The 24,195-nt window shown below is 49.2% G+C and carries 23 protein-coding genes and 1 other annotated feature; of the genes, 18 read left to right on the top strand and 5 right to left on the bottom strand.

What is annotated here, in order from left to right:
- Positions 1 to 21: 21 nt before the first annotated feature.
- From ABJ225_RS06580 to ABJ225_RS06545, 8 genes are all read left to right on the top strand, one after another.
- Positions 22 to 1,761, top strand: coding sequence for a methylmalonyl-CoA mutase family protein (locus ABJ225_RS06580; RefSeq protein WP_347319055.1), 1,740 nt, complete (start codon positions 22 to 24; stop codon positions 1,759 to 1,761).
- The gene (gene scpA / locus ABJ225_RS06575; protein WP_347319053.1) at positions 1,745 to 3,901 is read left to right on the top strand and encodes a methylmalonyl-CoA mutase; all 2,157 of its coding nucleotides are present in this window, start codon (positions 1,745 to 1,747) and stop codon (positions 3,899 to 3,901) included. The genes ABJ225_RS06580 and scpA overlap by 17 nt, the downstream gene beginning before the upstream one ends.
- Positions 3,901 to 4,926, top strand: a complete 1,026-nt coding sequence (gene meaB, locus ABJ225_RS06570; RefSeq protein ID WP_218246149.1) for a methylmalonyl Co-A mutase-associated GTPase MeaB — start codon at positions 3,901 to 3,903, stop codon at positions 4,924 to 4,926. Before scpA ends, meaB begins: the two co-directional genes overlap by 1 nt.
- A 70-nt stretch (positions 4,927 to 4,996) precedes the next feature.
- Positions 4,997 to 5,434: a BrxA/BrxB family bacilliredoxin gene (locus ABJ225_RS06565; RefSeq protein ID WP_053426643.1), complete on the top strand. Its 438-nt coding sequence runs from the start codon at positions 4,997 to 4,999 to the stop codon at positions 5,432 to 5,434.
- Between the two features lie 175 nt (positions 5,435 to 5,609).
- Positions 5,610 to 6,386, top strand: coding sequence for a transporter substrate-binding domain-containing protein (locus ABJ225_RS06560; RefSeq protein WP_218246148.1), 777 nt, complete (start codon positions 5,610 to 5,612; stop codon positions 6,384 to 6,386).
- Between the two features lie 48 nt (positions 6,387 to 6,434).
- Positions 6,435 to 7,094 (top strand): amino acid ABC transporter permease, encoded by a 660-nt coding sequence (locus ABJ225_RS06555; protein WP_218246147.1) that lies wholly within the window; start codon positions 6,435 to 6,437, stop codon positions 7,092 to 7,094.
- Positions 7,087 to 7,803: an amino acid ABC transporter ATP-binding protein gene (locus ABJ225_RS06550; protein ID WP_218246146.1), complete on the top strand. Its 717-nt coding sequence runs from the start codon at positions 7,087 to 7,089 to the stop codon at positions 7,801 to 7,803. Before ABJ225_RS06555 ends, ABJ225_RS06550 begins: the two co-directional genes overlap by 8 nt.
- A gap of 173 nt (positions 7,804 to 7,976) precedes the next feature.
- Positions 7,977 to 8,966, top strand: a complete 990-nt coding sequence (locus ABJ225_RS06545; RefSeq protein WP_347319049.1) for an aromatic acid exporter family protein — start codon at positions 7,977 to 7,979, stop codon at positions 8,964 to 8,966.
- A gap of 17 nt (positions 8,967 to 8,983) precedes the next feature.
- On the opposite strand, the gene prli42 is transcribed toward ABJ225_RS06545, so the two are convergent.
- On the bottom strand, positions 8,984 to 9,079 hold the full coding sequence (gene prli42 / locus ABJ225_RS06540; protein WP_148795406.1) for a stressosome-associated protein Prli42: 96 nt from the start codon (positions 9,077 to 9,079) through the stop codon (positions 8,984 to 8,986).
- A gap of 176 nt (positions 9,080 to 9,255) precedes the next feature.
- Here prli42 and mce point away from each other — a divergent pair, with 176 nt between their 5' ends.
- From mce to ABJ225_RS06515, 5 genes are all read left to right on the top strand, one after another.
- A complete protein-coding gene (gene mce, locus ABJ225_RS06535) occupies positions 9,256 to 9,675 on the top strand; it encodes a methylmalonyl-CoA epimerase (protein WP_347319047.1) in 420 nt (139 codons plus the stop codon).
- Positions 9,675 to 11,222: an acyl-CoA carboxylase subunit beta gene (locus ABJ225_RS06530; RefSeq protein WP_347319045.1), complete on the top strand. Its 1,548-nt coding sequence runs from the start codon at positions 9,675 to 9,677 to the stop codon at positions 11,220 to 11,222. The genes mce and ABJ225_RS06530 overlap by 1 nt, the downstream gene beginning before the upstream one ends.
- Positions 11,223 to 11,514: 292 nt before the next feature.
- Entirely contained in the window at positions 11,515 to 12,639 is a 1,125-nt protein-coding gene (locus ABJ225_RS06525) for a tripeptidase T (RefSeq protein WP_218246142.1), read from the top strand.
- Between the two features lie 141 nt (positions 12,640 to 12,780).
- Positions 12,781 to 13,248 carry a chemotaxis protein CheW gene (locus ABJ225_RS06520; RefSeq protein ID WP_056535521.1) on the top strand — a complete coding sequence of 156 codons (468 nt, stop codon included), beginning with the start codon at positions 12,781 to 12,783 and terminating at the stop codon, positions 13,246 to 13,248.
- A 15-nt stretch (positions 13,249 to 13,263) separates the two neighbouring features.
- The gene (locus ABJ225_RS06515) at positions 13,264 to 14,514 is read left to right on the top strand and encodes a DNA polymerase IV (RefSeq protein ID WP_290032307.1); all 1,251 of its coding nucleotides are present in this window, start codon (positions 13,264 to 13,266) and stop codon (positions 14,512 to 14,514) included.
- Positions 14,515 to 15,116: 602 nt separating this feature from the next.
- Here ABJ225_RS06515 and ABJ225_RS06510 read toward each other — a convergent pair.
- Both ABJ225_RS06510 and zwf read right to left on the bottom strand, forming a co-directional pair.
- The gene (locus ABJ225_RS06510) at positions 15,117 to 15,737 is read right to left on the bottom strand and encodes a cyclase family protein (protein WP_309516581.1); all 621 of its coding nucleotides are present in this window, start codon (positions 15,735 to 15,737) and stop codon (positions 15,117 to 15,119) included.
- Positions 15,738 to 15,764: 27 nt separating this feature from the next.
- Positions 15,765 to 17,261: a glucose-6-phosphate dehydrogenase gene (gene zwf / locus ABJ225_RS06505; protein WP_347319042.1), complete on the bottom strand. Its 1,497-nt coding sequence runs from the start codon at positions 17,259 to 17,261 to the stop codon at positions 15,765 to 15,767.
- A 248-nt stretch (positions 17,262 to 17,509) separates the two neighbouring features.
- Here zwf and rnz point away from each other — a divergent pair, with 248 nt between their 5' ends.
- Positions 17,510 to 18,451, top strand: coding sequence for a ribonuclease Z (gene rnz, locus ABJ225_RS06500; RefSeq protein ID WP_347319316.1), 942 nt, complete (start codon positions 17,510 to 17,512; stop codon positions 18,449 to 18,451).
- On the top strand, positions 18,448 to 19,200 hold the full coding sequence (locus ABJ225_RS06495) for a GNAT family N-acetyltransferase (protein ID WP_056535538.1): 753 nt from the start codon (positions 18,448 to 18,450) through the stop codon (positions 19,198 to 19,200). Before rnz ends, ABJ225_RS06495 begins: the two co-directional genes overlap by 4 nt.
- 106 nt (positions 19,201 to 19,306) lie before the next feature.
- Here ABJ225_RS06495 and namA read toward each other — a convergent pair whose 3' ends face one another.
- Both namA and proC read right to left on the bottom strand, forming a co-directional pair.
- On the bottom strand, positions 19,307 to 20,323 hold the full coding sequence (gene namA, locus ABJ225_RS06490; protein WP_347319040.1) for an NADPH dehydrogenase NamA: 1,017 nt from the start codon (positions 20,321 to 20,323) through the stop codon (positions 19,307 to 19,309).
- A 103-nt stretch (positions 20,324 to 20,426) separates the two neighbouring features.
- The gene (gene proC / locus ABJ225_RS06485; protein WP_347319038.1) at positions 20,427 to 21,242 is read right to left on the bottom strand and encodes a pyrroline-5-carboxylate reductase; all 816 of its coding nucleotides are present in this window, start codon (positions 21,240 to 21,242) and stop codon (positions 20,427 to 20,429) included.
- Positions 21,243 to 21,296: 54 nt separating this feature from the next.
- Positions 21,297 to 21,506, bottom strand: a binding site (T-box leader).
- Positions 21,507 to 21,694: 188 nt separating this feature from the next.
- Between proC and ABJ225_RS06480 the strand changes: the two genes are divergently transcribed.
- From ABJ225_RS06480 to ABJ225_RS06470, 3 genes are all read left to right on the top strand, one after another.
- A complete protein-coding gene (locus ABJ225_RS06480; protein WP_347319036.1) occupies positions 21,695 to 22,642 on the top strand; it encodes an MBL fold metallo-hydrolase in 948 nt (315 codons plus the stop codon).
- A gap of 14 nt (positions 22,643 to 22,656) precedes the next feature.
- Positions 22,657 to 23,451 (top strand): SDR family NAD(P)-dependent oxidoreductase, encoded by a 795-nt coding sequence (locus ABJ225_RS06475; RefSeq protein ID WP_347319034.1) that lies wholly within the window; start codon positions 22,657 to 22,659, stop codon positions 23,449 to 23,451.
- 141 nt (positions 23,452 to 23,592) lie between these two features.
- A complete protein-coding gene (locus ABJ225_RS06470) occupies positions 23,593 to 24,117 on the top strand; it encodes a hypothetical protein (RefSeq protein ID WP_347319032.1) in 525 nt (174 codons plus the stop codon).
- Positions 24,118 to 24,195: the final 78 nt, after the last annotated feature.

Below are 24,195 nucleotides of genomic sequence, written 5' to 3'. Positions count from 1 at the left end.
TTACATTATAGGGGGAGTTTCATGCTGCGGGAGATGAAGGAGCAGGAATTTGAAGCACGTACCGTCGAGGAGTGGAAGACAGCCGCAGAATCGGCTTTGAAGGGGAAATCCGTTGATTCCCTCCGGACAGAAACCTACGAAGGCATAACACTTAAGCCTTTATATACAAAAGATGATCTTCCTTCCAAGTTAGCGGCAACATCGCAGCGCAGGAGCCTAAAAGTGGCCCCGCGCATTTGGCGCAACAATTGGGAAGGGTTGTACAAAGCATTGGAAGAGGCGCTGGAGAAAGGACAGGAGTGCATTTCCTTCAGAGGGGATGACCTCGATCCCGAAGGCTTCCCTCCATTCATGGAGAAGATTCTTGAAAAGGGAAAAGATGCCGATGCATTCTTCCTCACCGATCGGGATTTTTCATTGATGAATGCGTGGAAGACGGAAAAAGGCGGGGCCTTCTCGGGAGTGTTCGGTTGGGATCCCGTATCTCAAGGACTCTTTTCTGGGGAAGACTGGGATGTTCCAGCTTGGATAAGGAATCTGGAAACCATCCATGATTTTGCACCTGCCTTAAAGCCCATCATAATAGATCTTTCAGCGTATCATAGTCAAGGTGCCCATGCGGTGCAGGAACTCGCACTGGCTCTTTCTGAAGGAGTGGCCTACATTGACATCCTGTTGAAGGAAGGATGGACGATGGACAAAATTGCAGACAAAATCCACATTCATTTCGCCGTAGGCAGTCAGTTCTTCATGGAAGTGGCGAAGGTGAGGGCATTTTCATCCCTTTGGAAGACCGTCATTCAAACATACGGAGATGATTCAACAGAAAGGGGAAGCATGAGTGCCGAAACGTCTCCACTGAATAAATCCCGATTGGATCCATACGTCAATATGCTCAGAAGCGGTGGAGAAGCATTTGCCTCCACGCTTGGAGGCGTCGACTATATCGATGTTCAACCGTTTGACGGGAGTGGCGGAAGTGTTGTCGGAGAACGGATGGCAAGGAATATCCCCATGATCATCGGGGAGGAATCCCATCTGGACAAAGTGATTGATCCGGGTGCCGGATCGTATTATATCGAATGGCTGACCGAGGAAGTCGGTCGGAGAGCATGGAAAGAGTTCGTGCGGATCCAAGAGTCTGGAGGGGTCATCCCTTATATCGAGAGCGGGGACCTTGCACGTGATCTTGAAGCGGTGTACACCGCACGATTGAATGACCTTTCTTCAGGTAAAAGCACGCTGATCGGGACAAATGCATACGCAAATCCTGAGGACACGCTCTCATCTGTGGAGGACGATCTGCCCGGGCGCCTTTCCCTTCCATATGAACGTCTCCGGGTGAGGGCACAGCGGATTGCAGAGAGGGGATCAAAACCGATTGCCGGCATCATCGGTCTGGGGGATTGGAAGGATTATAAGGCGAGAGCCGATTTTACAAAAGGATTCCTGGCCGTCGGGGGCATATACACGAAGGAAAGCAGTCCGTGCCATACAAAAAGTGAGATCCTGAGATTCATAGAGGAAACAAGGTATTCCTACTATGTCATCTGTGGAACGGACGTAGAGTACGACCATTTCCTGCCTGAAGCGTCCGAATCGATCATTGCCATTGATCCAGGGATTACTCTGGACATCGCCGGGGCGAGAACCGCTCCTGGGATAAATGGTTCGATCCGCAAGGGAATGGATGCCCTGGAGAAGCTGGACCGATTACTATCCATCTGGGAGGAGGGAATGAATGATGATGAACAAACCTGATTGGTCTGCCATCGACCCGTTTGCTTCCGGGAACGGTGAAAAAGGGAACGAACATGATCGTTCTTATACAACAAACGAATCCATTGAGGTCAAGTCCCGCTATTCCGAACGTGACTTGGACGGCAGCGAGCATTTGAATGATCTCCCGGGAATGGCCCCTTTTACGAGAGGGCCCTATCCGACCATGTACGTATCCCGTCCGTGGACGGTGAGGCAGTATGCTGGATTTTCCACTGCCGAGGAAAGCAATGCCTTCTACAGAAGGAATCTGAGCATGGGGCAAAAAGGGTTGTCCGTCGCCTTCGACCTTGCCACTCACCGGGGATATGACTCCGATCACCCGAGAGTACTGGGTGATGTTGGAAAAGCGGGGGTGGCGATTGATTCGATCCTCGACATGAAGATCCTTTTTAACGGGATCCCTCTTGATCAGATGTCTGTGTCCATGACGATGAACGGAGCCGTGCTTCCCATTTTGGCTTTCTATATAGTCACAGCTGAAGAGCAGGGGGTAAGCAGGGAGAAGCTTTCCGGAACAATTCAGAATGATATTTTGAAAGAATATATGGTCAGGAATACGTATATCTATCCTCCCGAAATGTCGATGAAAATCATTGCGGATATTTTTGATTATACAGCCACGCATATGCCGAAGTTCAATAGCATCAGCATCTCGGGCTATCATATGCAGGAGGCGGGTGCACCGGCGGATATCGAGCTTGCCTACACCCTGGCAGATGGCCTTGACTATGTGCGAACAGGGTTGAAGGCAGGCATTGGAATCGATTCATTCGCACCGAGATTATCCTTCTTCTGGGCGATCGGGATGAACTACTTCATGGAAGTCGCAAAGATGAGGGCAGCCAGGCGAATATGGGCCAAGATGATGAAAACATTTGAACCGGCCAACCCAAAATCTCTCGCCCTTCGTACCCATTCCCAGACCTCCGGATGGAGTCTGACCGAGCAGGATCCGTTCAATAATGTTACCCGGACCCTTCTTGAAGCCCATGCTGCCGCCATGGGGCATACGCAATCGCTCCATACGAATGCACTGGACGAAGCCATTGCACTGCCGACGGATTTCTCGGCGCGGATTGCCCGGAATACCCAGCTCTACCTCCAGGAGGAAACGGGAATCACCAAAGTCATCGATCCATGGGCAGGTTCCTATTATGTGGAATCCCTTACCCGTGAACTCATGGAGCGGGCATGGGAACATATTGAGGAGATCGAAGAACTGGGAGGGATGACCAAAGCCATTGAAACGGGCCTCCCGAAAATGAGGATCGAAGAAGCAGCTGCTCGGCGGCAGGCAATGATCGACTCTGGAGAAGAAGCCATCATCGGGGTCAACCGGTACAGACTCGATCAAGAGGATCCGATTGATACCCTCGATATCGATAACACGGCGGTCAGGCTGAAACAGGTGGAGAGAATCCGACAGCTAAAAGAAACCCGAGATGAGGGAGTGGTTCAAAAGGCACTCCATGATCTCTTTGAAATAGCAGCTTCCGGGAACGGGAACCTCCTTGACCGTGCGGTGGCAGCCGCACGTGCAAGAGCGACGCTTGGAGAAATATCAGATGCTGTAGAAAGGGCATGCGGCCGGCATAAAGCCACGATCCGGAGCATCAGCGGGGTATACAGCTCCAATTTCTCCAATGAACAGGAGATCTTCGAAGTGCAGGGGATGGCAGAGGAATTCCTTGAAAATGAAGGAAGGAGACCCCGTATCCTCATCGCGAAGATGGGACAGGATGGGCATGACAGGGGAGCCAAGGTCATTGCCACGGCCTTTGCCGATCTCGGCTTCGATGTAGACATCGGCCCCCTTTTCCAGACTCCCGAAGAAACGGCGCTTCAAGCTGTGGAGAATGATGTCCATGTGGTCGGATTCAGCTCCCTCGCAGCCGGCCATAAAACGCTCCTTCCCGAGCTCGTGAAAGAGCTGAAGGCACTTGGAAGGGAGGACATCCTGGTGGTGATCGGCGGGGTTATTCCCGCGAAGGATTATGAATTCCTTCTATCCAACGGGGCATCCGCTGTTTTCGGACCGGGCACCATCATCCCTGTGGCCGCTCAAAAAGTAATCAAAGAGATCTACCGTGTTCTCGGATACGAGGAAGTGGTGGAGTGATGGCACCTCCTAAAAAGAAGTTCGTCAAGAAACAGGTTGCGCCGATCCCGACCGAGGAGATGAAAGAAGGCATCCTTCAAGGGAACAGGGCCTCCCTTGCCAGGGGCATCACCCTGATTGAGAGCAGTTCCCCTAAGCATTATGCGGCAGGTCAACAGCTATTGCAGGAGTTGCTCGGGTATACGGGCCATTCGTTACGGATCGGTATCACGGGCGTACCCGGAGCAGGAAAAAGCACATTCATCGAGCAATTGGGAGAGATGTTGTGCGAGGAAGGCATGAAGGTGGCGGTCCTTGCCATCGATCCGAGCTCGTCTTTAAGCGGGGGCAGCATCCTTGGGGATAAGACCCGTATGGAGCTCCTCTCAAAAAATCCCCTGGCCTTCGTCCGGCCTTCACCGACGGCCGGAACCCTCGGGGGCGTCCACCGTCGGACGAATGAGACGCTCCTTCTGTGTGAAGCAGCCGGCTATGAAGTCATCCTGATTGAAACCGTGGGCGTCGGACAAAGTGAAGTGCTTGTCCGGCAAATGGTGGACTTTTTCATGCTTCTTGTCATTACGGGCGCTGGTGATGAGCTTCAGGGGATGAAAAAGGGAATCATGGAACTCGCCGATGCCATCGTCGTGAACAAGGCAGACGGAGAGAATCGCTCTCTTGCAGAGAAGACGAAAAAAGAATTGAATCAGATCCTGCATTTTCTTACGCCTGCCACAAAAGGGTGGACTCCAGGCGCACACACGTGTTCCGCCCTGAAAAAGGAGGGGCTGAGCGAACTCTGGCAGCTGATCCGTACGTTCGAGCAAAAGATGAAGAAGTCACACGTCTTTGACAGCAGGAGGGAAAAGCAAAAAGAAGAATGGTTCCATACCATGCTGAAAGAGCGGGTTTTGACAGACTTTCTGTTCAATGAGAAGATCAAGGAAGCGCTTCCCTTGATGGAAGAGAGGCTGAAACATTCGGAGACAACGACGACAAAGGCGATTGAAGAACTATTGACCCTGTATAAGAGCGGGATCAGGTGAATTTTATTGAAACCACAGTAGGTTCATTGGTATGATAAGGATATGCTGAAAAGGAAAAGGAGAGATCCACATGGATATAGATTTTAATTTACTTATGAATGATGTTGTCCGGCAGGCACGCCAGGAAATCGAGATGGCAGGCTATTCACAGCTGACAACCGAAGAGGATGTCGATCAGGCCCTCACATCAAAAGGCACCACCCTCGTAATGGTAAACTCTGTTTGCGGTTGTGCAGGAGGGATTGCTCGACCGGCTGCGGCCCATTCCATCCATTATGATAAACGCCCGGATCGACTCGTTACGGTATTTGCCGGTCAGGATAAGGAAGCAACAGCGAAAGCCCGCAGTTATTTCACAGGATACCCGCCTTCCTCTCCATCATTCGCTCTGCTGAAGGATGGTCAGATCCTCAAGATGGTAGAGCGTCATGAAATTGAAGGACATGATCCAATGTCGGTCGTTTCGAAACTGCAGTCGTACTTTGACGAATATTGCGAAGAAGTATAAGCGAAATCCCCATCTAGAAAGATGGGGATTTTTTAAGAAGTTAAATATCAGAATATACAAACTTCTTAAAATATGTGAAAATAGTCTTGCATAACGCTCGTAATTTGCTAAAATACTTTTATGAAATAATTATTCATTATCACTTATAAATATTCAAATACAGGGGGCATAACACATGAAAAAGATATTACTATCTGCAGCGGCTGTCGCACTGACTTTCTCTTTGGCGGCATGCGGGACGAACAAAGACGAGACTACAACAGGAGATCCGAAGAAACTCGTGATGGGGACTTCGGCAGATTATAAACCGTTTGAATTTGTTGATACGGCCAACAGCTCCAAAATCGTAGGGTACGATATTGATGTAGCGAATATGATTGCAGACGAGCTTGGTTATGAAGTGGAATTCAAGGACATGGAATTCAGCGGTCTGATCACTGCCTTGAAGACGAAACAGGTGGATTTCGTTATGTCTGCCATGAGTGTCAAACCGGAGCGTAAGAAAAACGTTGATTTCAGTGATGTATATTATACTGCCGAAGACATGATCATTTCGACGAAAGAAAGTGGAATCGAATCGGAAAAGGATCTTGACGGGAAGACAGTAGGTGTACAGCTCGGATCGATCCAGGAGGAGGCAGCGAAGTCACTTGCCGAAAGCATGGATGTAAAGGTCGAAAGCCGGGACCGGATTCCAGAGCTCATCCAGGATCTGCAAAATGGCCGTTTTGATGCCCTAATCATCGAGAATACGGTGGCCAAAGGGTACCTTGATAAAGAAGACAGCCTTCAAGGTGTGACGATGCCTGTCGATGAGGAAGAATCCGGATACGCCATCGCATTCCCGAAAGAAAGTAAGCTTACAAAAGAGTTCAATGCCGAATTAAAAAAATTGAAAGACAGCGGAGAGCTCGATAAGCTCGCCGAAAAATGGTTCGACAACGAAGAATAAGATTGAAGGGAAGGAGAGTCCCTTCCCTGGTTACTTGGAGGAGATAGCATGCCACTTGATTTCGCACAGCTCACGCCTTCCATACCCTTCATTCTTGAAGGGTTGAAGGTTACATTAAAAATTGTCGCCATTGCAGCGGTTCTTGGTTTCATATTCGGGATACTCCTGGCACTATTAAAAATCAGCCGGATCAAACCGCTTATCATTCTGGCAGACGTATATACGTCCATTTTCCGTGGGACGCCGCTTGTCCTCCAGCTTATGATCATCTTCTATGGGTCTCCACAGCTGTTCGGAACTCAGGTTGAGGCCTCCGTCGCTGCCATACTGGCGTTCTCACTGAATTCAGCCGCCTACATTTCTGAAATCATCAGGGCTGGGATCAATGCAGTCGATAAGGGTCAGAAAGAAGCGGCCCTTGCACTGGGTGTTTCCTATCCGCGGATGATGATGGACATCATCCTGCCTCAGGCGATCAAGAATATCCTGCCTGCACTTGTGAATGAGTTCATCACGTTGACGAAAGAATCGGCCATCGTGACGGTGATCGGTGCAGCAGATGTCATGAGGCGTTCGTATATGGTGGGGAGCGATCTATATTCCTTTTTCGAGCCTCTCCTGTTCGCAGGACTGATTTACTACGTCCTCGTCATCATCTTGACATTCATAGGGAAGCTTATTGAAAGGAGACTGAAAGGCAATGATTAAGGGGAAATCCATCCATAAGTCATTTGGACAATTAAACGTATTAAAAGGCATCGACTTTTCCGTCGGGAAAGGGGAAGTTGTAGCCGTAATCGGTCCTTCAGGATCGGGAAAATCAACCCTTCTCCGCTGCCTTAATTTCCTCGAGGAGCCGACATCCGGTGATATTCATTTCGAAGAGCAGCTGGTGAGCAAAAAGAATATCGGGAAGGTACGGCAGGAAGTCGGGATGGTGTTCCAGCACTTTCATCTCTTCCCCCATTTGACCGTCCTTGAAAATGTGACGTATGCACCTATCCGTGTGAAGGGAATCTCAAAGGATCAGGCAGCCAAGGCAGGAATGGAACTACTGACTAAAGTGGGGTTGAAAGAGAAGTGTGATGAATACCCCAACCGTCTTTCCGGCGGACAGAAGCAGCGGGTAGCCATTGCAAGGGCACTGGCCATGGAGCCGAAAGTGATGCTTTTCGATGAGCCCACCTCTGCCCTGGACCCTGAAATGGTTAAAGAAGTACTCGACGTCATGAAAGCACTCGCTCAGTCAGGAATGACGATGGTGATCGTCACTCATGAGATGGGCTTCGCTAGGGAAGTGGCTGACCGGGTCGTATTCATGGATGACGGGACCATACTGGAAGAAGGAAATCCTGTAGAATTCTTTTCAAATCCAACCAGTACAAGGGGCAAGGTCTTCCTTGAAAAAATACTGTGACGCCAAAACGGAGCTGCCTGAGCGGCTCCGTTTTTCTTTTGGAGCGGCTGTCACACTATTTCTAATTCAATTAAGGTTTTGAATCGGGCATCGCCCGACTTGAAATGTGGTATTCTATAAGAAGCCAAAATCAATCGATAGAAAAGGTTGTGACATATAGATTGAAAATACCTATGCTTAAAATTGGATACCGCACCCTGAAGACCGGTATAGGGACAGCGCTTGCCATCAGCGTGGCCCAGTGGCTTCACCTGGACAACTTCGTATCCGCAGGGATCCTCACGATCCTATGTATTCAGAATACGAAGAAGAAATCCATCAATGCGTCCTGGAGCCGGTTTCTGGCATGTGTCATCGCCATGCTTATGTCAGGTGCCCTCTTTGAGTTGATCTCCTATCATCCTGCCGTGATCGGACTCGTACTCCTCATCTTCATTCCAATCACCGTTGCGCTCAACATTTCTGAGGGAATTGTAACGAGTTCCGTCATCATCCTTCATGTGTATTCCGCAGGGAACGTCTCCCTCGGATTATATGAAAATGAGCTGGGGATCATTTTGACGGGGATCGGCATCGCGCTTTTGATGAATCTCTATATGCCCAGTGTCGAAACCAAACTGGTGGAATATCAAGAACGGATCGAAGAGAACTTTTATAAGATCTTTTGTGAAATGATCAATTATCTTAAAACGAATGATGGCAAATGGGACGGTAAGGAAATCACGGAAACGGAGAAGCTTCTCAGGGAAGCGAAGACCCTTGCATTCAAAGACGTGGAAAATCACTTCCTGCGCCATGAAAATCTGTACTATCTGTATTTTAAAATGAGGGAAAAGCAGTTTTATATTCTTCAGCGGATCCTGCCCATTGCAGCTTCACTGTCACAAACCGTGGAACAGGGCCACCGGATCGCTGATTTCCTTGAAGAACTGCGGGATCATATCCATCCCGGGAACACCGCTCTCTTTTACTTGAAAATGCTCTATGATATGAAAGTCGAATTCGAACAGATGGAACTTCCCAAGACGCGCGAAGAATTTGAGACGAGAGCCGCTCTCTATCAGTTCGTCCGTGAAATGGAGGAATATCTGCAGTTGAAAAGCTCCTTCAAAGGAATCAAGAAATCACGAACCTTCCATACAAAAAAGTCCGCTACGTCGTAGCGGACTTTTTTGTATGGCTATAGCAGGAATGTCAATCCGGCCATGATGGTGGATGCGATCATGGCGAATAACATGATGAATACGATGATTCGTTGAATTTTCTTATTGCCCATGTACTGGTTCGCTCCAATCTGTTCGCGTAGTTACTCATCATTTTATCGTGAAATCTTCAATATAACAAGGATTCCGAGTTGGGAAAACGTTTACTTTTTTTGTGCTTATAGGAGGAATTTCGACAACATTTATGGAAATAGGATAGTGGTGATAGTGACAACAAGGGGATGAGAGAATGAAGAAAGTCGATCATATCGGAGTGGCTGTCCGCTCTATAGAAGACGTACTTCCTTTCTACGAGGGTGTGCTGGGCATTCCGCTTTTAAAGGTCGAGGAGGTAGCCAATCAAGGGGTGAAAGTGGCTTTCCTCGATGCCGGGAATCTTAAGATTGAACTATTGGAGCCTATTTCTGATCAAAGCCCTGTCTCAGGATTTATTGAGAAAAGGGGAGAGGGGCTTCACCATATAGCATTTTCTGTAGAAACGATCGAAGAGAGGATCCAGGAGCTTAAAGAAAAAGGCGTCCGGATGATAGATGAAAACCCGAAAACGGGTGCTGGAGGGGCTTCGGTTGCATTCCTTCATCCGAAATCGTCCAAGGGCGTACTCTATGAACTCTGTGAGAAAAAGGCATCGAAGGGAGAGACAACATAATGGATATTTATGAGAAAATTGACGAACTATATGAGCGCAGGCGCGAAGTCGAGCTTGGGGGCGGAGATGAGCGGATTGACAAGCAGCATGGTAAAGGAAAGCTGACAGCACGTGAGCGGATCGAATTGCTCGTTGATGAGGGAACCTTTGTGGAATTGAACCCTTTCATTGAACATAGAAGCATCGATTTCGGTTTGGAAGGAATGAAAGGACCGGGGGACGGGGTCGTGACTGGATATGGAAAGGTGGATGGACGGCCCATTTATCTGTTTTCTCAGGATTTCACCGTGTTTGGGGGAGCCCTGGGTGAAATGCACGCACAAAAGATCTCCCATGTAATGGATCTTGCTGTTAAAAATGGAGCCCCCTTCATCGGACTGAATGATTCTGGCGGGGCACGGATCCAGGAGGGCGTTGTGTCCCTCGACGGTTACGGGCACATCTTTTACCGGAATGCAATCTACTCGGGAGTCATCCCTCAGATTTCCGTCATCATGGGACCTTGTGCAGGAGGGGCGGTGTATTCCCCTGCCATCACGGATTTTGTCTTTATGGTCGATGATACGAGTCAGATGTTCATCACCGGCCCGAAGGTGATCGAGACCGTGACCGGTGAAAAGATCAGCGCCGAGGATCTCGGAGGGGCAAAAGTTCATAACTCGATCAGTGGCAATGCCCATTTCAGGGGCAAAACCGAGGAAGAAGTGCTGAGCGACGTCAGGAGATTACTCACCTACCTTCCACAAAACAATGAGGAGAGACCAGCTCGTATCGATTCAGGCGAATCAGATGATTATCGACCGGATCTCACCGACATCATCCCGTTCGATGCCATCCGTCCGTATGACGTGCGGACGGTCGTCAATCAAGTGGTCGATGAAGGAAGCTTCATGGAGGTTCAAAAAGAGTTCGCCAAGAACATCGTCGTCGGTCTTGCACGAATCAAGGGAGAAGTCGTCGGCCTTGTATGCAATCAGCCGAAGGTCATGGCAGGCGGACTTGATATCGATTCATCTGATAAGGCATCGAGATTCATCCGATTCTGTGATTCCTTTAATATCCCCCTCATCACCTTCGAAGACGTGACCGGTTTCTTCCCTGGCATCAAACAGGAGCACGGGGGCATCATCCGACACGGGGCCAAGATCCTTTATGCGTATTCCGAAGCAACTGTGCCGAAGATGACCGTCATTCTCCGGAAAGCCTATGGGGGAGCCTATGTAGCACTCAATTCAAAATCCATCGGAGCAGACCTCGTATTTGCATGGCCAAATGCCGAAATCGCCGTCATGGGCCCACAAGGTGCAGCGAACATCATCTTTGCCCGGGAAATCGCATCATCCGACAATCCCGAAGCAGTCAGGGCACAAAAGATCGAAGAATACCGCGAAAAATTTGCCAATCCGTACGTTGCAGCATCCCGCGGCATGATCGACGACGTCATCGACCCTCGGGAAACCAGGATCAAACTCATCCAGGCCCTCGACATGATGAGGAACAAAAAAGAAGACCGCCCCAAAAAGAAACACGGAAACATCCCACTGTAACAAGAAAAGCGGAGGCGGGGAGGGCTGACCCGACAAGCATAAGGCGTTCAACCCACAAAGGCGTTCTGTGCTTTTTGGGTTGAATGACTTATGACCTCGAGCCTCAAGCCGCCGGAGCTAGACAGAAAGAAAAGCGTAGGCGGCTTTCCCTATTCCGACAATCAAAGAGGTTATCCTGCCACCATCCGCTCAAATGGGGAAAGTTCCGGCCTGCATGAAAGCACTCTATTTGTGACGCCGGGGTATTAGCGCTATACTAGTAGAGTGATTACATAATGTTGGAGGTACGAATATGATCAATCAAGAGCGTTTATTGAATGAATTCATGGAATTGGTCCAGATCGATTCTGAAACAAAGGACGAAGCGGAGATTGCGAAAGTATTGACCGCAAAATTCACCGAACTTGGTGTGGATGTGTTCGAGGATGATACGACAGGTGTAACGGGACACGGTGCCGGTAACTTGATCTGCAACCTCAAAGGAACAAAGGAAGGTGCGGACACGATCTACTTCACTTCCCATATGGATACTGTCGTTCCTGCTAAGGGCGTCAAGCCTGAACTGAAGGAAGATGGCTATATCTATTCGGATGGTACGACTATCCTTGGGGCCGATGATAAGACCGGTCTTGCTACAATGCTCGAAGTCGTAAGAGTGTTGAAAGAAAACAACATCGAGCACGGTGACATCCAGTTCATCATCACGGCAGGGGAAGAATCGGGCCTCGTCGGAGCTAAAGCCCTCGACTCTTCACTCGTGAAGGCGAAGTATGGCTTTGCCCTCGACAGCGATGGGAAAGTGGGGAATATCATCGTGGCTGCGCCAACCCAGGCGAAAGTGAAAGCGACGATTTACGGCATTACAGCACACGCCGGGGTTGCTCCTGAAAAAGGCGTATCCGCCATCACCATCGCTTCAAAAGCCATCTCGAAGATGCCGCTCGGTCGTATCGATGAAGAAACGACGGCGAATATCGGACGCTTCGAAGGCGGAAAGGCAACGAATATCGTTTGCGAGCAAGTCGATATCTTGGCAGAAGCACGTTCCCTTGTTCCTGAAAAAATGGAAGCGCAAGTAGAAAAAATGAAAGAAGCATTCCATGCAGCAGCCGACGAAATGGGTGGCAAAGCGGAAGTGGAGATTGAAGTCATGTACCCAGGATTCAAGTTCTCCGATGGGGATGAAGTCGTAGAAGTGGCAAAACGTGCCGCAGCGAAAGTGGGGCGCCCGAGTGAGCTTCAAACAAGTGGCGGGGGCAGTGATGCGAACGTCATCGCAGGATTCGGCATCCCGACGGTCAATCTAGCTGTGGGATATGAAGAAATCCACACGAAAAATGAAAGAATGCCTGTTGAAGAGCTGTACAAATTGGCTGAGATGGTCATTGCCATCGTGGAAGAAGCAGCATCTAAATAATACCGGCTCCAAAGAGAAAGGTTCATCAGCGCGCTTGCTGGTGGACCTTTTGTTCTGACTCCCCTTACATGGCAATCTATGGTACATTAAAAGGAAGACGAGCGTCCAGGTCAAAAGACGGACGGAGAGGAGAGTCAGTTCATGGCTAAAGTCATTGTTTTTCACGCAGGGAAGGAAGAGTATGCCCTTCCCGTTGATACCATTGTTTCTATTGAAAAATCCGAGGGAATCAACCCGATTCCCCATCTCCCATCATTTGTGCTTGGGGTTACAAAAGTAAGGGGTGAACTCATTCCTGTCTTTGATCTTGCAGAAATCCTTTATTCTTCATCACTCGACCGAACCGATGCGTTTCTTATCGTGGTCAAGAGTGAGATCATGACGATTGGCCTCCTTGTGAAAGAAGCCAAGGAAATCCTCGAGTTTTCCGATGCGGCCCTCACCCAGGTCGGTTTGCTTGCATACGGGAAGGCTGACTACTTCTCGGGCATCATCAATCTCGAGGACCGCATGCTCACCCAGATCGATCCCGATCGATTGGTGGCCGGACTGAAGGGCATTACTGAGATTCAAACCTATGTCACGGAACAAGAAGTGCAATCCAACTAAGAAAGACGCGATCGTATGAAAAATTTTTATCCTAAAAATGGACGGGTGATCCTCCATGTCGATATGAACAGCTTCTATGCATCCGTGGAGATGGCATATGACCCAACCCTGAAAGGGAAGCCGCTGGCCATAGCCGGGAACCCCGAGGAGCGGAGGGGGATCGTCGTCACCTGCAGCTATGAGGCGAGGGGCTTCGGTGTAAAGACCACCATGCCCGTCTGGGAGGCGAAAAGACTCTGTCCGGAGCTGATTGTCATGCGTCCGAATTTCGAGCGCTACCGATCTGCCTCCAAAGGCATGTTTGATATTTTAAGGCAGTATTCTGAGCTCGTGGAGCCCGTTTCCATCGATGAGGGATATGTGGATATCACCGATTCGTTTGAACTGGGTTCACCGGTAGAAATTGCCGGTCAGATCCAATCACAGATCCTTTCTCAACTGGATCTTCCCTGCAGTATCGGTGTCGCCCCTAATAAGTTTCTGGCCAAGACGGCTTCGGATATGAAGAAGCCTATGGGTATCACGGTCCTGAGAAAGCGTGATCTACCCGCGAAAATCTGGCCGCTTCCGGTCATTGACATGCACGGGATCGGAGAGAAAACAGCATTGAAGTTGAATGGGATGGGGATCGAGACCTGCAGGGACCTCGCCTTCGCCAACGATATTCAACTGAAGTCCCGCCTCGGGATCAACGGGCTTCGGCTCAAGGAAAAAGCCAATGGGATCGACAGGCGGATCGTCGACCCCGATTCAATCTATGATTATAAAAGTGTGGGGAACTCCACTACGCTTCCGAAAGATACCACCAATCAACACGATCTGTTGGCCGTGATCTTGCAACTCAGTGAGAAAGTCGCCTCAAGGCTCCATCAGAAGGATGTCCTCGGGATGACGATTCAGGTGATGATCAAGGACAAGTTCAGAAAGTCCATCACCAGGAGCCGGAAACTTGAGAACCCGGTAGGGAAGAAAGAGGATATCTTCACAGTGGCAAAGGCCTTGTTCATGAAACATTGGAACGGGGAACCCGTGAGGCTCCTGGGGGTAACAGCCCAGGACGTGGTGGAAAAGAGCGAAGCAACGGAACAGCTTGACCTTTTCTCCTACAAAAAGGAAGCAGAAAAAGAGCCTCTGTATAAAGTCGTTTCCGATCTCCAGGACAAGTACGGAAAAGATTCCATTGCAAGGGGCATCAAGGGGAGCAAAGGTTCTCGGACCGACACGAAAACCGACACAAGCTTTAATAAGGATTTTCTGAGGGAGTAAGGGCAACTTTTAAGGGTTCAAATCGCATATGATTTGAACCCTTTGCTTTTGTACAACGCATTTCTCTTAAGATATGATGTGATGATAGGCTTGGAACATAGCAGGAAAGGAAGGATTCCATCATGCAGTCCATCAAAAATGGAGAGTGGAACTTCCAGTATCTTGTTGTCACAACGTTTTTTCTTTTGCCTTTATCACTAAGCTAAAATTTAGTATGATAATATGAGCTTGTTCGTGTGTTGTTAACGAATCGCACAACCACACGGGCTATCGTCAGGTGAAATGAGGGGTGACAGAGGAGTCTATATGGATATTCTAATGATGGTATTAGCAGCTTTCTCTTTTCTAAGCCTGATTTTTTTCTCAGTCAAGAGTAAAGAGTTTTATCAAAGTGAATTGTCAAATGCCGATTCCGGGAGTATTATAGGGGAAATCATCATGTATGTGATTCATCTGTTTCCGTGGTATATAAGAAAGCTTTTTTTAATACTGATTAGTTTAGCCCTATGCATGTTATGTGTGGGTTACTATATATTTGAATAATGATTTATACAAAAAAGGTACCAAATCTGATGGATTTGGTACCTTTTTTAGTGTTTTGCTTATCCGATCATTTCATCAAACAAGAGGACCCTTGCAGGAGAAGCATCGGTTTTCTGTACGTTGAGGGGAGCTGCAACCATGAAGTATTGGCCCGCTTCAATGTCTTTGAGTCGGAGACCTTCCATGATGATCACTCCATTCCCCATCAATGTGCGGTGAGTCGGATGACCTTCCTGGGCACGTTCGATGCCGAGCGCATCGATGGCGACACCTGCAATCTTCTTCTCTGCAAGGTGCTTGGCGGCATCTGCTGCTACATAGATGAATTCAAAGTTGAACTCTTCATCCCATGAGTTCTTCGTCTTGAAGATGACAAAATCATTTTCTTCGATATCAAGGTCCTTGATATCGTCGTACGAAATATTTTCTTCTGCATCTGTCAAATCGAATACTTTCACCGGTCTGACGAGCTGTTTGATATCGATCGTTTCGATTGTTTCCCCTTCGTTGAACATATGGAGGGGAGCATCAACATGTGTACCGGTATGTAGGTCGATGGAGATGCGTGATTCCGTTACGTGTCCGTTTGTATCGGTCTTGATGGACGGCTTTTTCTCCGGCTTGTTTTTGTATACCGGCATATCGCTGTGGATTGGAGCAGTTACGTCATAGATCTTCATTGTTTCCTCACCCTTCAAGTATCTTTGTTATTCTACATCAAGTTTCCCTATCGGCCACCAGTTGAAACCATCTTTGTCCAATAGCTCGTCTGCTGCTTTTGGGCCCATGGAGCCGGCAGGGTAGTTAGGAAAGTCTTCCTGTTGAGTAGATTCCCAAATTTCAGAGATCTTGTCAACAAATGCCCAGGACAATTTCACTTCGTCCCATAGGGTGAAGTTCGTCGCATCGCCCCTCAGGCAGTCATGAAGTAATTTTTCGTAAGCTTCCGGTGTATTGATGCCATCCAAGTCGTGGTTGGCAAAATTCAATTTGACAGGAGTCGTTTCAATATCCTGACCGGTTTTCTTAACGTTGAGGTGAAGGGTGATGCCCTCTTCAGGTTGAATATGGATCACCAAAAGGTTCGGCGCAAGTGGTTTCCCTGGATTGTAGTAAAGATTCATCGGGATATCTTTGAATTGTACGACGATTTTCGTCGATTTTGTTTCCATGCGCTTGCCCGTTCTGATATAGAATGGCACACCTGCCCAGCGGAAGTTATCGATCATCAGTTTACCTGCCACGAATGTTTCCGTGTTGGACTCATCATCCACATTGTCTGCTTCCCGGTAGCCCGGTACAGCTTGTTCGTGCATTTTCCCTAGTCCGTACTGACCGCGTACGAAGTAGTCTTTCACTTCTTCGCCTTCTATAGGACGTAGGGAGCGAAGAACGCGGACCTTCTCGCTGCGGATCTCATCGGTAGTCAGCTTGATTGGCGGTTCCATGGCAAGGAGGGCCACCATCTGGATCAAGTGATTCTGCACCATGTCTCGGAGCGCTCCACTTTTCTCGTAGTACCGGCCGCGATCCTCCACCCCTAGCTCTTCCGAAGAAGTGACTTGGATGTTTGAGATGTAGCGGTTATTCCAGAGTGGTTCGAACATGGCATTGGCGAAACGGATAACTTCGATATTTTGAACCATTTCCTTACCGAGATAATGATCGATGCGATAGATCTGGTCTTCAGAGAAGGATTCGCGGATCTGTTTATTCAGTGCTTCAGCAGACGGAAGATCGTGACCGAATGGTTTCTCGATCACAAGTCGTTGGAAACCTTTTGCATCCGTAACGCCTTGCTTCTTGAGCTGCTCCGTGATGGTACCGAAGAATTCAGGTGCCATGGCGAGATAGAAGATGCGATTTCCTTCAAGCTGATACTGTTCATCCAGCTGATCCGAGAGGGTTTTCAATTCCCTGTAGGATTCATCGCTTGATACATCATGAGCCTGATAATAAAAATGGGATACAAACTCTTCTATGTTTTCATTACTTCCGATTGCGTTATGTACAGAGGTTCTTACGTGCTCCTGGAAGGTTTCGTTCGACCATTCCCTACGCCCGATGCCGATGACGGCAAAGTGCTTGGAGATCTTTCCTTTTGTAAATAAATGATAAAGGGATGGATATAATTTCCTCTTGGCTAGATCACCAGTCGCCCCGAAAATCGTAATGAGAGAAGATGGTGTTTGCTGATTATTCAATGTCATGACCTCACTTTATCTTTTTGCCGGTAAATCCGGCATGGTACTTCCTCTTTTGTACAATGATTTCATTGTAAAAACTAATTCTTCATTAAGCAAGTCTTTTGCCTGACTGCAGGAGCTCCTTTGATTAGAATGGCTCAATTTGATAAAAGTATGAAAGATTGGATCTTTTCCGATATCCACTACTAAAAGGACAGGGAAAGATGTGCTATGATGAAAGGACAGAATACATAGAGGTGAAGAACGTGGATGTGCAATTTCTAGGGACGGGTGCAGGTGTGCCCGCAAAATTCCGTAATGTATCAAGCGTTGCCCTTAAGCTATTGGAAGAAAGGGGCGCAATCTGGCTTTTTGATTGTGGAGAAGCGACACAGCATCAAATCTTACATACGAATATCAGGCCGAGAAGGATCGAAAAGATCTTCATCTCGCATTTGCACGGTGATCATATATTCGGGATCCCGGGCTTCCTAGGCAGCAGGTCTTTCCAAGGAGGGGAGAGCCCCCTCACGGTTTACGGACCGACAGGGATCAAATCGTTCATCGAGGTTTCCCTGTCCGTCAGCAAGACCCATCTTCGCTACCCCCTCCATGTGGTGGAAATCGGGGAAGGGATCATTTTCAGTGATGACCAATTCACCGTTGTAGCCCGAAAGCTCGATCACGGAATTGAATCCTTCGGGTTCAGGATCACGGAGAAGGATGCACCAGGTGTCCTTCAGGTCGAGCGTCTGAGGGAGGCAGGGGTCGCACCCGGTCCGATATACAAACGATTGAAGGCAGGTGAGACTGTGACCCTTGAAGATGGCAGGGTCATCAATGGAACGGATTTCCTTGGTCCCCCTGTCCCGGGCCGCACCGTAAGCATACTCGGTGACACCCGGGTCTGTCCGAATTCAAGGGCACTCGCTGAATCGGCAGACCTTCTCATTCATGAAGCCACGTTTAACAAGGATCAGGAAAAGATGGCGAGGGATTATTTCCACTCCACCACTGCACAGGCAGCGGCTACGGCTCGTGATGCCGGGGCAAGGGCTCTCTTCCTGACGCATATATCGTCGCGCTACGCGAAAGAAGCATGGCCGGAACTGGAACAGGAAGCAAAAGTCATCTTCCCTGAAACCATGATGGCCCATGACCTGTTGGAATTCACCGTACCGCGGAAATCAATGGAGGAACAATCATGACGCATATCACCTATAAAAACATCCATCGCGATGGACGATTAGTGAAAGAAAATGAACTTTACAAACATGTCCATGACCAGGAGTTCCTTGAAAGGTACAGCAGCAATTATATTGAATTTTTGCGGGCGCCCCGCCTCGAGGAATTCAGGGAAACGGCGGATTACTTGAAAGACTATCATGCCGCAAGGGGACAAAAGCATGTGAAGTTCCACCTCCCTGAGAATAAAAAGCCGATTGACGGATTGTCTGATCATCTGGCGTCCAAGGGATTTGAGATCAGCTTCACAGAGTTGTACGCGATCCACCCGAACGATTTCCCCCGGATGGAGGAAGATCCTGATATAAGGGTTGAAGTCATCAGCGACCTCGACGATTACCTTGTGTTTCAATATGAACAGGACCTTATCTACGGTGAATCATTTGCCAAAGGAAAGGTGGCTGTTCACCGACAACATTTCGAAGATGACCACGTTACCCAGCTCCTCGCCTATTACAAAGGACATCCTGCAGGGTCGGTCGACGTGATCCTGAAAGAGGGGACGGCTGAAATCGACGGCCTCATGGTTCATGAAGATTATCGCAAAAAAGGGATAGCTTCCAGACTGCAGCAAAAGGTTATGGAGCTGTATCCGGATCGCACCGTGATCCTTGTAGCGGACGGGGAAGATACACCCCGGGAGATGTATCAAAAGCAAAATTACCGGTATCAGGGTTTTCAATATGAAATCCAAAAGATCTACACCGAATAATCCAGAAAAACCGGCTTCCCTCCAAAGGAAAGCCGGTTTTTCTGAGTGAGCGGAGACAAAAGGAAGGGACATGTCGATGACATGCCCTCTTTGGTTTGCGTATGCCTTACCATCCACGTTCATATTGAACGGGTGGGGTGATCTCGTGACCGAGTTCTTTTGCTGCCGTACGCGGCCAATATGGATCCCGAAGCAGCTCCCTTCCGAGAAGGATGAGATCAGCGCGCTCATTCTGAAGGATCTCTTCTGCCTGAAGACCCGAGGTAATCAGTCCAACAGCACCTGTATCGATGTCGGCCTCATGCTTGATGCGTTCGGCCGGTTTCACCTGGTAGCCGGGGAAGACAGGAATCCGTGCCGGAACAACGGCTCCGGAGCTGACATCGATAAGGTCGACTCCCTGCTCCTTCATCCATTTGGAAAAGATGATATAATCGTCCACGTCGAGGCCGTCCTCATGGTAATCCTTCGCCGACACACGGACGAAGAGGGGACCGTCCCATACGGTTTTGACCCCGTCGATGATTTCCTTCAGGAAGCGGTAGCGGTTTTCTGCGCTCCCTCCGTATTCATCTTCCCGCCTATTGGAGAGGGGGGATAGGAACTCGTTGACGAGATAGCCGTGGGCGCCATGGATTTCAATCACATCGAATCCGGCTTTTCTGGCTCTTTCAGCACCATGTATGAACGCTGTGACCGTTTCGTTGATCTGTTCGATCGTCATGGCAACAGGCGTTTTCATGTCGTCGTTGAAGGCGATGGCGGACGGTGCGAGGATATCCCCTTCAAGAACGGCTTTCCTTCCGGCGTGGGCAAGTTGGATGCCGGTTTTGGCCCCTTGTTCCTTCATGAGAGTGACAAGCTCCGTCAGGCCTTCAAGGTGATCATCACTCCAGATTCCAAGATCTTGAGGGGAGATGCGGCCCTGAGGTGTGACGGCGGTAGCTTCCTGTATGATCAGCCCCGCTCCTCCTACAGCCCTGCTTGTGTAGTGCGTTCGGTGCCAGTTTTCAATCTTTCCGTCTTCATTATGCGAAGAGTACATGCACATCGGCGCCATGACGATGCGGTTTTTCAATTCTACATTCTTGATCGTATATGGTTGAAATAGTTTTCGATTCAATTCTTTTCCCTCCATTCTGCCAATTCAGGATTTTATTTTTCCCGATGCACAAGATTATATCAACGCGGCATGAGGATGGGAAAGAAATCTGCTCCGGGATGCTTCAGTCCTTTTCTGTCCTGATGAGCTGCCTGCCAAGTTCCTCCGAGCGATTGCGGGCGGAAGAAATGCATTCGAACATGGCGTGTTCCACTCCGTGTGCCTTCAACGCCTCGATTCCTGCTTCCGTCGTCCCACCAGGACTCGTGACATTCTTCCTCAGCTCCTCGGCGTCCAGTCCCGATTCTTCAAGCATGGCCCCTGCGCCGGTGATCGTCCGGATGGTCAAATCCCGCGCAAGCTCCGATGGAAGGCCGAGTTCAACGGCCGTTGCCTGCATCATTTCCGCCATATAGTAAATATAGGCCGGGCCGCTCCCCGATAAGGCGGTGATAAGGTCGAGCTGATGTTCTTCCACCTCCACGGTCAGACCCACCGAGTCTAGCAGGTGCACGACGGCCTCTTTCATGACTCGATCGTCAAAGCGATCAAGGGTCACGGCGGTCGCTGATTTCCCAAGGGCGGCACTCGTATTCGGCATGGCCCTGGCGATCCCCCCGTGGAACCCGAGCTTTTCGCGAATATATGAGACCGGAATTCCTGCGAGGACCGACAAGATGACCGTTTTGCTGGAAAGATGGTTCTGGATCACATCTGTCGCTTCGTCAAAATCCTTCGGTTTCATGGCGAGTACCACCAGGTCAAATGATTCGCCACCACCTGGTCTCGACACCCCAAACCATTGATCAAGTTCCTTCATGCGCACGTCATTCGAACGATTGAGCGCGTAAGTATCTTCCTTTTTCAACGCCCCGGATTTCAATGCCCCTCTCATCAACGCACAAGCCATCGAGCCTGCTCCAATAAATAATGTGTTCATCTATTCATTCCCCTCCTGGGTGTACAAAAATAAAAAAACAGACCCTTCATCCAGAAAAAGGACGAAAGGATCTGCTCCCGTGGTACCACCTTGTTTTGCCCGATAAGCGGGCACACTCATTTTCCAATAACGCTGGAACACGTTCTTTATTAAAGACGCTCGAAAGGTAGGTTCGCATGCAGAGGGGATGGCGGTATCTTGCAGCCGGTGAATACCGCTCTCTTGCATCGTCAGCATGCTACTGGTCCTTCTCATCGCTTTGGCCGATTCGTATTATAGGTGATTATCTTCGATAGGCAACCTGTCTGTCAAGGTTTATTTCAGTTTATTCTGAAAAAAAGAAAAATGACACAGACGGGATTACAAGGTACACTAAAATGAAGGGCCATTCATTTTTAAGGGCAGCCAAAGTCCTCCGGTCCAATAAATTATCTAACTGTAGGTGAAAGACATTGAAGGATATCATAACCAAAATCACTTTACCCACACCGTATGCTGTAGGGGACGTGAATGTTTATCTATTGAAAGGGGATGCATTGACTTTAGTTGATGTGGGTCCCCTTACGGAGGAAGCGTGGGAGCGTTTGAATGCACAGATAGGGGAAGCGGGATACGGGCTGGAGGACATCGACCAGGTGGTATTGACCCATCATCATCCTGATCATGCAGGCATGGTCGAGCGATTCGCCCCTTCGGTTGAGATCATCGGGCATCCGTATAACCGTCACTGGCTGCACAGGGATGCGGATTTTCTTGACGAGTACGGTACGTTCTTTTTCAACCTTGCCCGGGAATCGGGGGTCGATGAAGAAATCCTTTCGAAGATCACATCGTTTGAACATCTTCTTACACTGATGGGGAATCGTCCCCTTGACCGCTGTGTAGAAGAAGGGGGAGAATTGCCCGGTCTTTCAGGCTGGACGATCATCGGTACCCCTGGACATGCTCAGAGTCACCTGTCATTTTATCGTGAGGAGGATGGTACCCTCATCGCCGGCGACCACATCCTGGCGCATATTTCCCCGAACCCGTTGATTGAACCATTATTCAATGGTGGGGGAAGGCCGAAGCCCATGCTGCAGTATAATGAATCCCTCGATAAACTGACAAAATTGCCGGTTTCGGTGGCATATACAGGGCACGGAGAGGACGTCCGGGATGTACAGGGACTCATCGTCAGAAGGAAGCGGAAGCAGGAAGAACGGGCCGCTTCTGTCCAGACGATGATCCAGGCCCGCCCCATGACGGCTTTCGAGATCTGCAAAAGGCTGTTCCCTGCCGTGTACAAGAAGGAGCTCGGTCTCACTTTATCCGAAACAATCGGGCAGCTTGATTATCTTGAGGCATCGGATAGAATAAAAGTAGAGATACAACATGGGGTGTACTACTATTTTTCTTAAGCGAGGGAGTCTCAATGAATTCTAAGATACTAGGAAAAACCATCATCATCACCGGTGCCTCCGGGGGAATCGGGGAGAGGATGGCGATTAGGGCCGCCGAGTCCGGCGCGAATCTTGCCCTCATCGCACGCCGAACCCCGCTCATCGAAGGGTTGGCCGCAAAACTTCGGGATCAATACGGTGTCAAGGTAGTGGGCTATCCCCTTGATGTACGGGACCACGAAGCAGTAGCGAAGGCATTCAAGGAAATCAAGGCAGAGTTCGGGCCTATCCATGTGTTGATCAATAATGCAGGCTTCGGAATCTTCAAAGAAGCCCATGAGGTATCCTTTGAGGAAGTAAAGGGGATGATCGATGTCAACGTCCTGGGACTGATGGCCTGCACCGGCGAAGTCTTGCCGATCATGAAGGAGCAGGGCTATGGTCATATTGTCAACATCGCTTCCCAGGCAGGGAAGTTCGCTTCGCCCAAATCAAGTGCCTACTCGGCGTCGAAGCATGCGGTCCTCGGCTTCACGAACGGTCTGAGGATGGAAGCAAAGCGGTACGGCGTATTGGTGACGGCTGTCAATCCGGGTCCGATTGCCACCGACTTCTTTACCATTGCGGATGAGTCGGGCACCTATGTGAAAAATGTCGAAAAGTTCATGCTGAACCCAGATAAAGTGGCAGATAAAGTGATTCATGCCTTGTTCACTTCCAGGAGGGAAATCAATCTTCCGCGATGGATGAACGCAGGAAGTTTGTTCTACCAGCTGTTCCCAGGCCTGATCGAAACCGTCGGGAATCGATTCTTTTTCAAAAAATGATCGGGTTCTTTCCCACCTTGGTCAGGAAATTCACTCGGACTGTAAACGGGACCAATAGTCGGTCGTTTTATTCGGAATTTTCATTTTTCATGAAACCTTTTCCCTTGCTCATCCGTCTAAAGTAGGGAGGGGAGGGAGTCTATGAAGAATTATACGATCGCTGTGATGCTTGTCACCGCCATGGTCCTGTTGACCGGCTGCGGAATGGGGAACGCGGTGGAACATAGACAGTCCAGTGGATCATACATAGGCTTTGTCACCCAGGTGGAAGCAAAAGAACTTTTAATCAATGATATATGGTTTTCTGTACAAGAGACAGTCTTGATAAATGGGAACGGGGATGAAATCCCGGTTGAGGACGTAGGTCTCGGGGATAAAGTCAAGGTAGAAGCAGGCGGAGAGATATCCGAGTCCCATCCGCGCAGGGCGGAGGCGGAAAAAATGAGCCTCCTTTCCGATGAGGGGAGTATGAAGGAGTGCCATGCCGTCCGTCTCGTCCTCCAAGATCCTAGATTTTCAGAAGTGATGCTTCGTTCTGTCACCAAGGAGGTGCCGGGGGTTTATGATGTGCGGTTCACGGACCCTTCCATCGGAATGGACGTGAAGGTCGTGGTGAATCTTCAGCATGAGCGGGTGATGGTTCCTGCGCGGCCTGTTGCAAATTGATTGGGAGGATCGGTCACTGTGACCGATCCTTTTACGTTTCATAGGAAAAAAGGGTATTTTCAGTATAGGGGAGAAGTG

Origin of the sequence: Rossellomorea sp. RS05 (assembly GCF_039822645.1) — a bacterium.
Taxonomy (GTDB): domain Bacteria; phylum Bacillota; class Bacilli; order Bacillales; family Bacillaceae_B; genus Rossellomorea; species Rossellomorea marisflavi_B.
The sequence above is the reverse complement of the archived record's forward strand: the minus strand, read 5'-3'. Positions and strand labels throughout refer to the sequence as shown.

Coding starts and splice junctions, on each gene's coding strand:
- ABJ225_RS06580 (WP_347319055.1), top strand. CDS start 22: ATGCTGCGGGAGATGAAGGAGCAGGAATTTGAAGCACGTACCGTCGAG.
- scpA (WP_347319053.1), top strand. CDS start 1,745: ATGATGAACAAACCTGATTGGTCTGCCATCGACCCGTTTGCTTCCGGG.
- meaB (WP_218246149.1), top strand. CDS start 3,901: ATGGCACCTCCTAAAAAGAAGTTCGTCAAGAAACAGGTTGCGCCGATC.
- ABJ225_RS06565 (WP_053426643.1), top strand. CDS start 4,997: ATGGATATAGATTTTAATTTACTTATGAATGATGTTGTCCGGCAGGCA.
- ABJ225_RS06560 (WP_218246148.1), top strand. CDS start 5,610: ATGAAAAAGATATTACTATCTGCAGCGGCTGTCGCACTGACTTTCTCT.
- ABJ225_RS06555 (WP_218246147.1), top strand. CDS start 6,435: ATGCCACTTGATTTCGCACAGCTCACGCCTTCCATACCCTTCATTCTT.
- ABJ225_RS06550 (WP_218246146.1), top strand. CDS start 7,087: ATGATTAAGGGGAAATCCATCCATAAGTCATTTGGACAATTAAACGTA.
- ABJ225_RS06545 (WP_347319049.1), top strand. CDS start 7,977: ATGCTTAAAATTGGATACCGCACCCTGAAGACCGGTATAGGGACAGCG.
- prli42 (WP_148795406.1), bottom strand. CDS start 9,079: ATGGGCAATAAGAAAATTCAACGAATCATCGTATTCATCATGTTATTC.
- mce (WP_347319047.1), top strand. CDS start 9,256: ATGAAGAAAGTCGATCATATCGGAGTGGCTGTCCGCTCTATAGAAGAC.
- ABJ225_RS06530 (WP_347319045.1), top strand. CDS start 9,675: ATGGATATTTATGAGAAAATTGACGAACTATATGAGCGCAGGCGCGAA.
- ABJ225_RS06525 (WP_218246142.1), top strand. CDS start 11,515: ATGATCAATCAAGAGCGTTTATTGAATGAATTCATGGAATTGGTCCAG.
- ABJ225_RS06520 (WP_056535521.1), top strand. CDS start 12,781: ATGGCTAAAGTCATTGTTTTTCACGCAGGGAAGGAAGAGTATGCCCTT.
- ABJ225_RS06515 (WP_290032307.1), top strand. CDS start 13,264: ATGAAAAATTTTTATCCTAAAAATGGACGGGTGATCCTCCATGTCGAT.
- ABJ225_RS06510 (WP_309516581.1), bottom strand. CDS start 15,737: ATGAAGATCTATGACGTAACTGCTCCAATCCACAGCGATATGCCGGTA.
- ABJ225_RS06495 (WP_056535538.1), top strand. CDS start 18,448: ATGACGCATATCACCTATAAAAACATCCATCGCGATGGACGATTAGTG.
- proC (WP_347319038.1), bottom strand. CDS start 21,242: ATGAACACATTATTTATTGGAGCAGGCTCGATGGCTTGTGCGTTGATG.
- ABJ225_RS06475 (WP_347319034.1), top strand. CDS start 22,657: ATGAATTCTAAGATACTAGGAAAAACCATCATCATCACCGGTGCCTCC.
- ABJ225_RS06470 (WP_347319032.1), top strand. CDS start 23,593: ATGAAGAATTATACGATCGCTGTGATGCTTGTCACCGCCATGGTCCTG.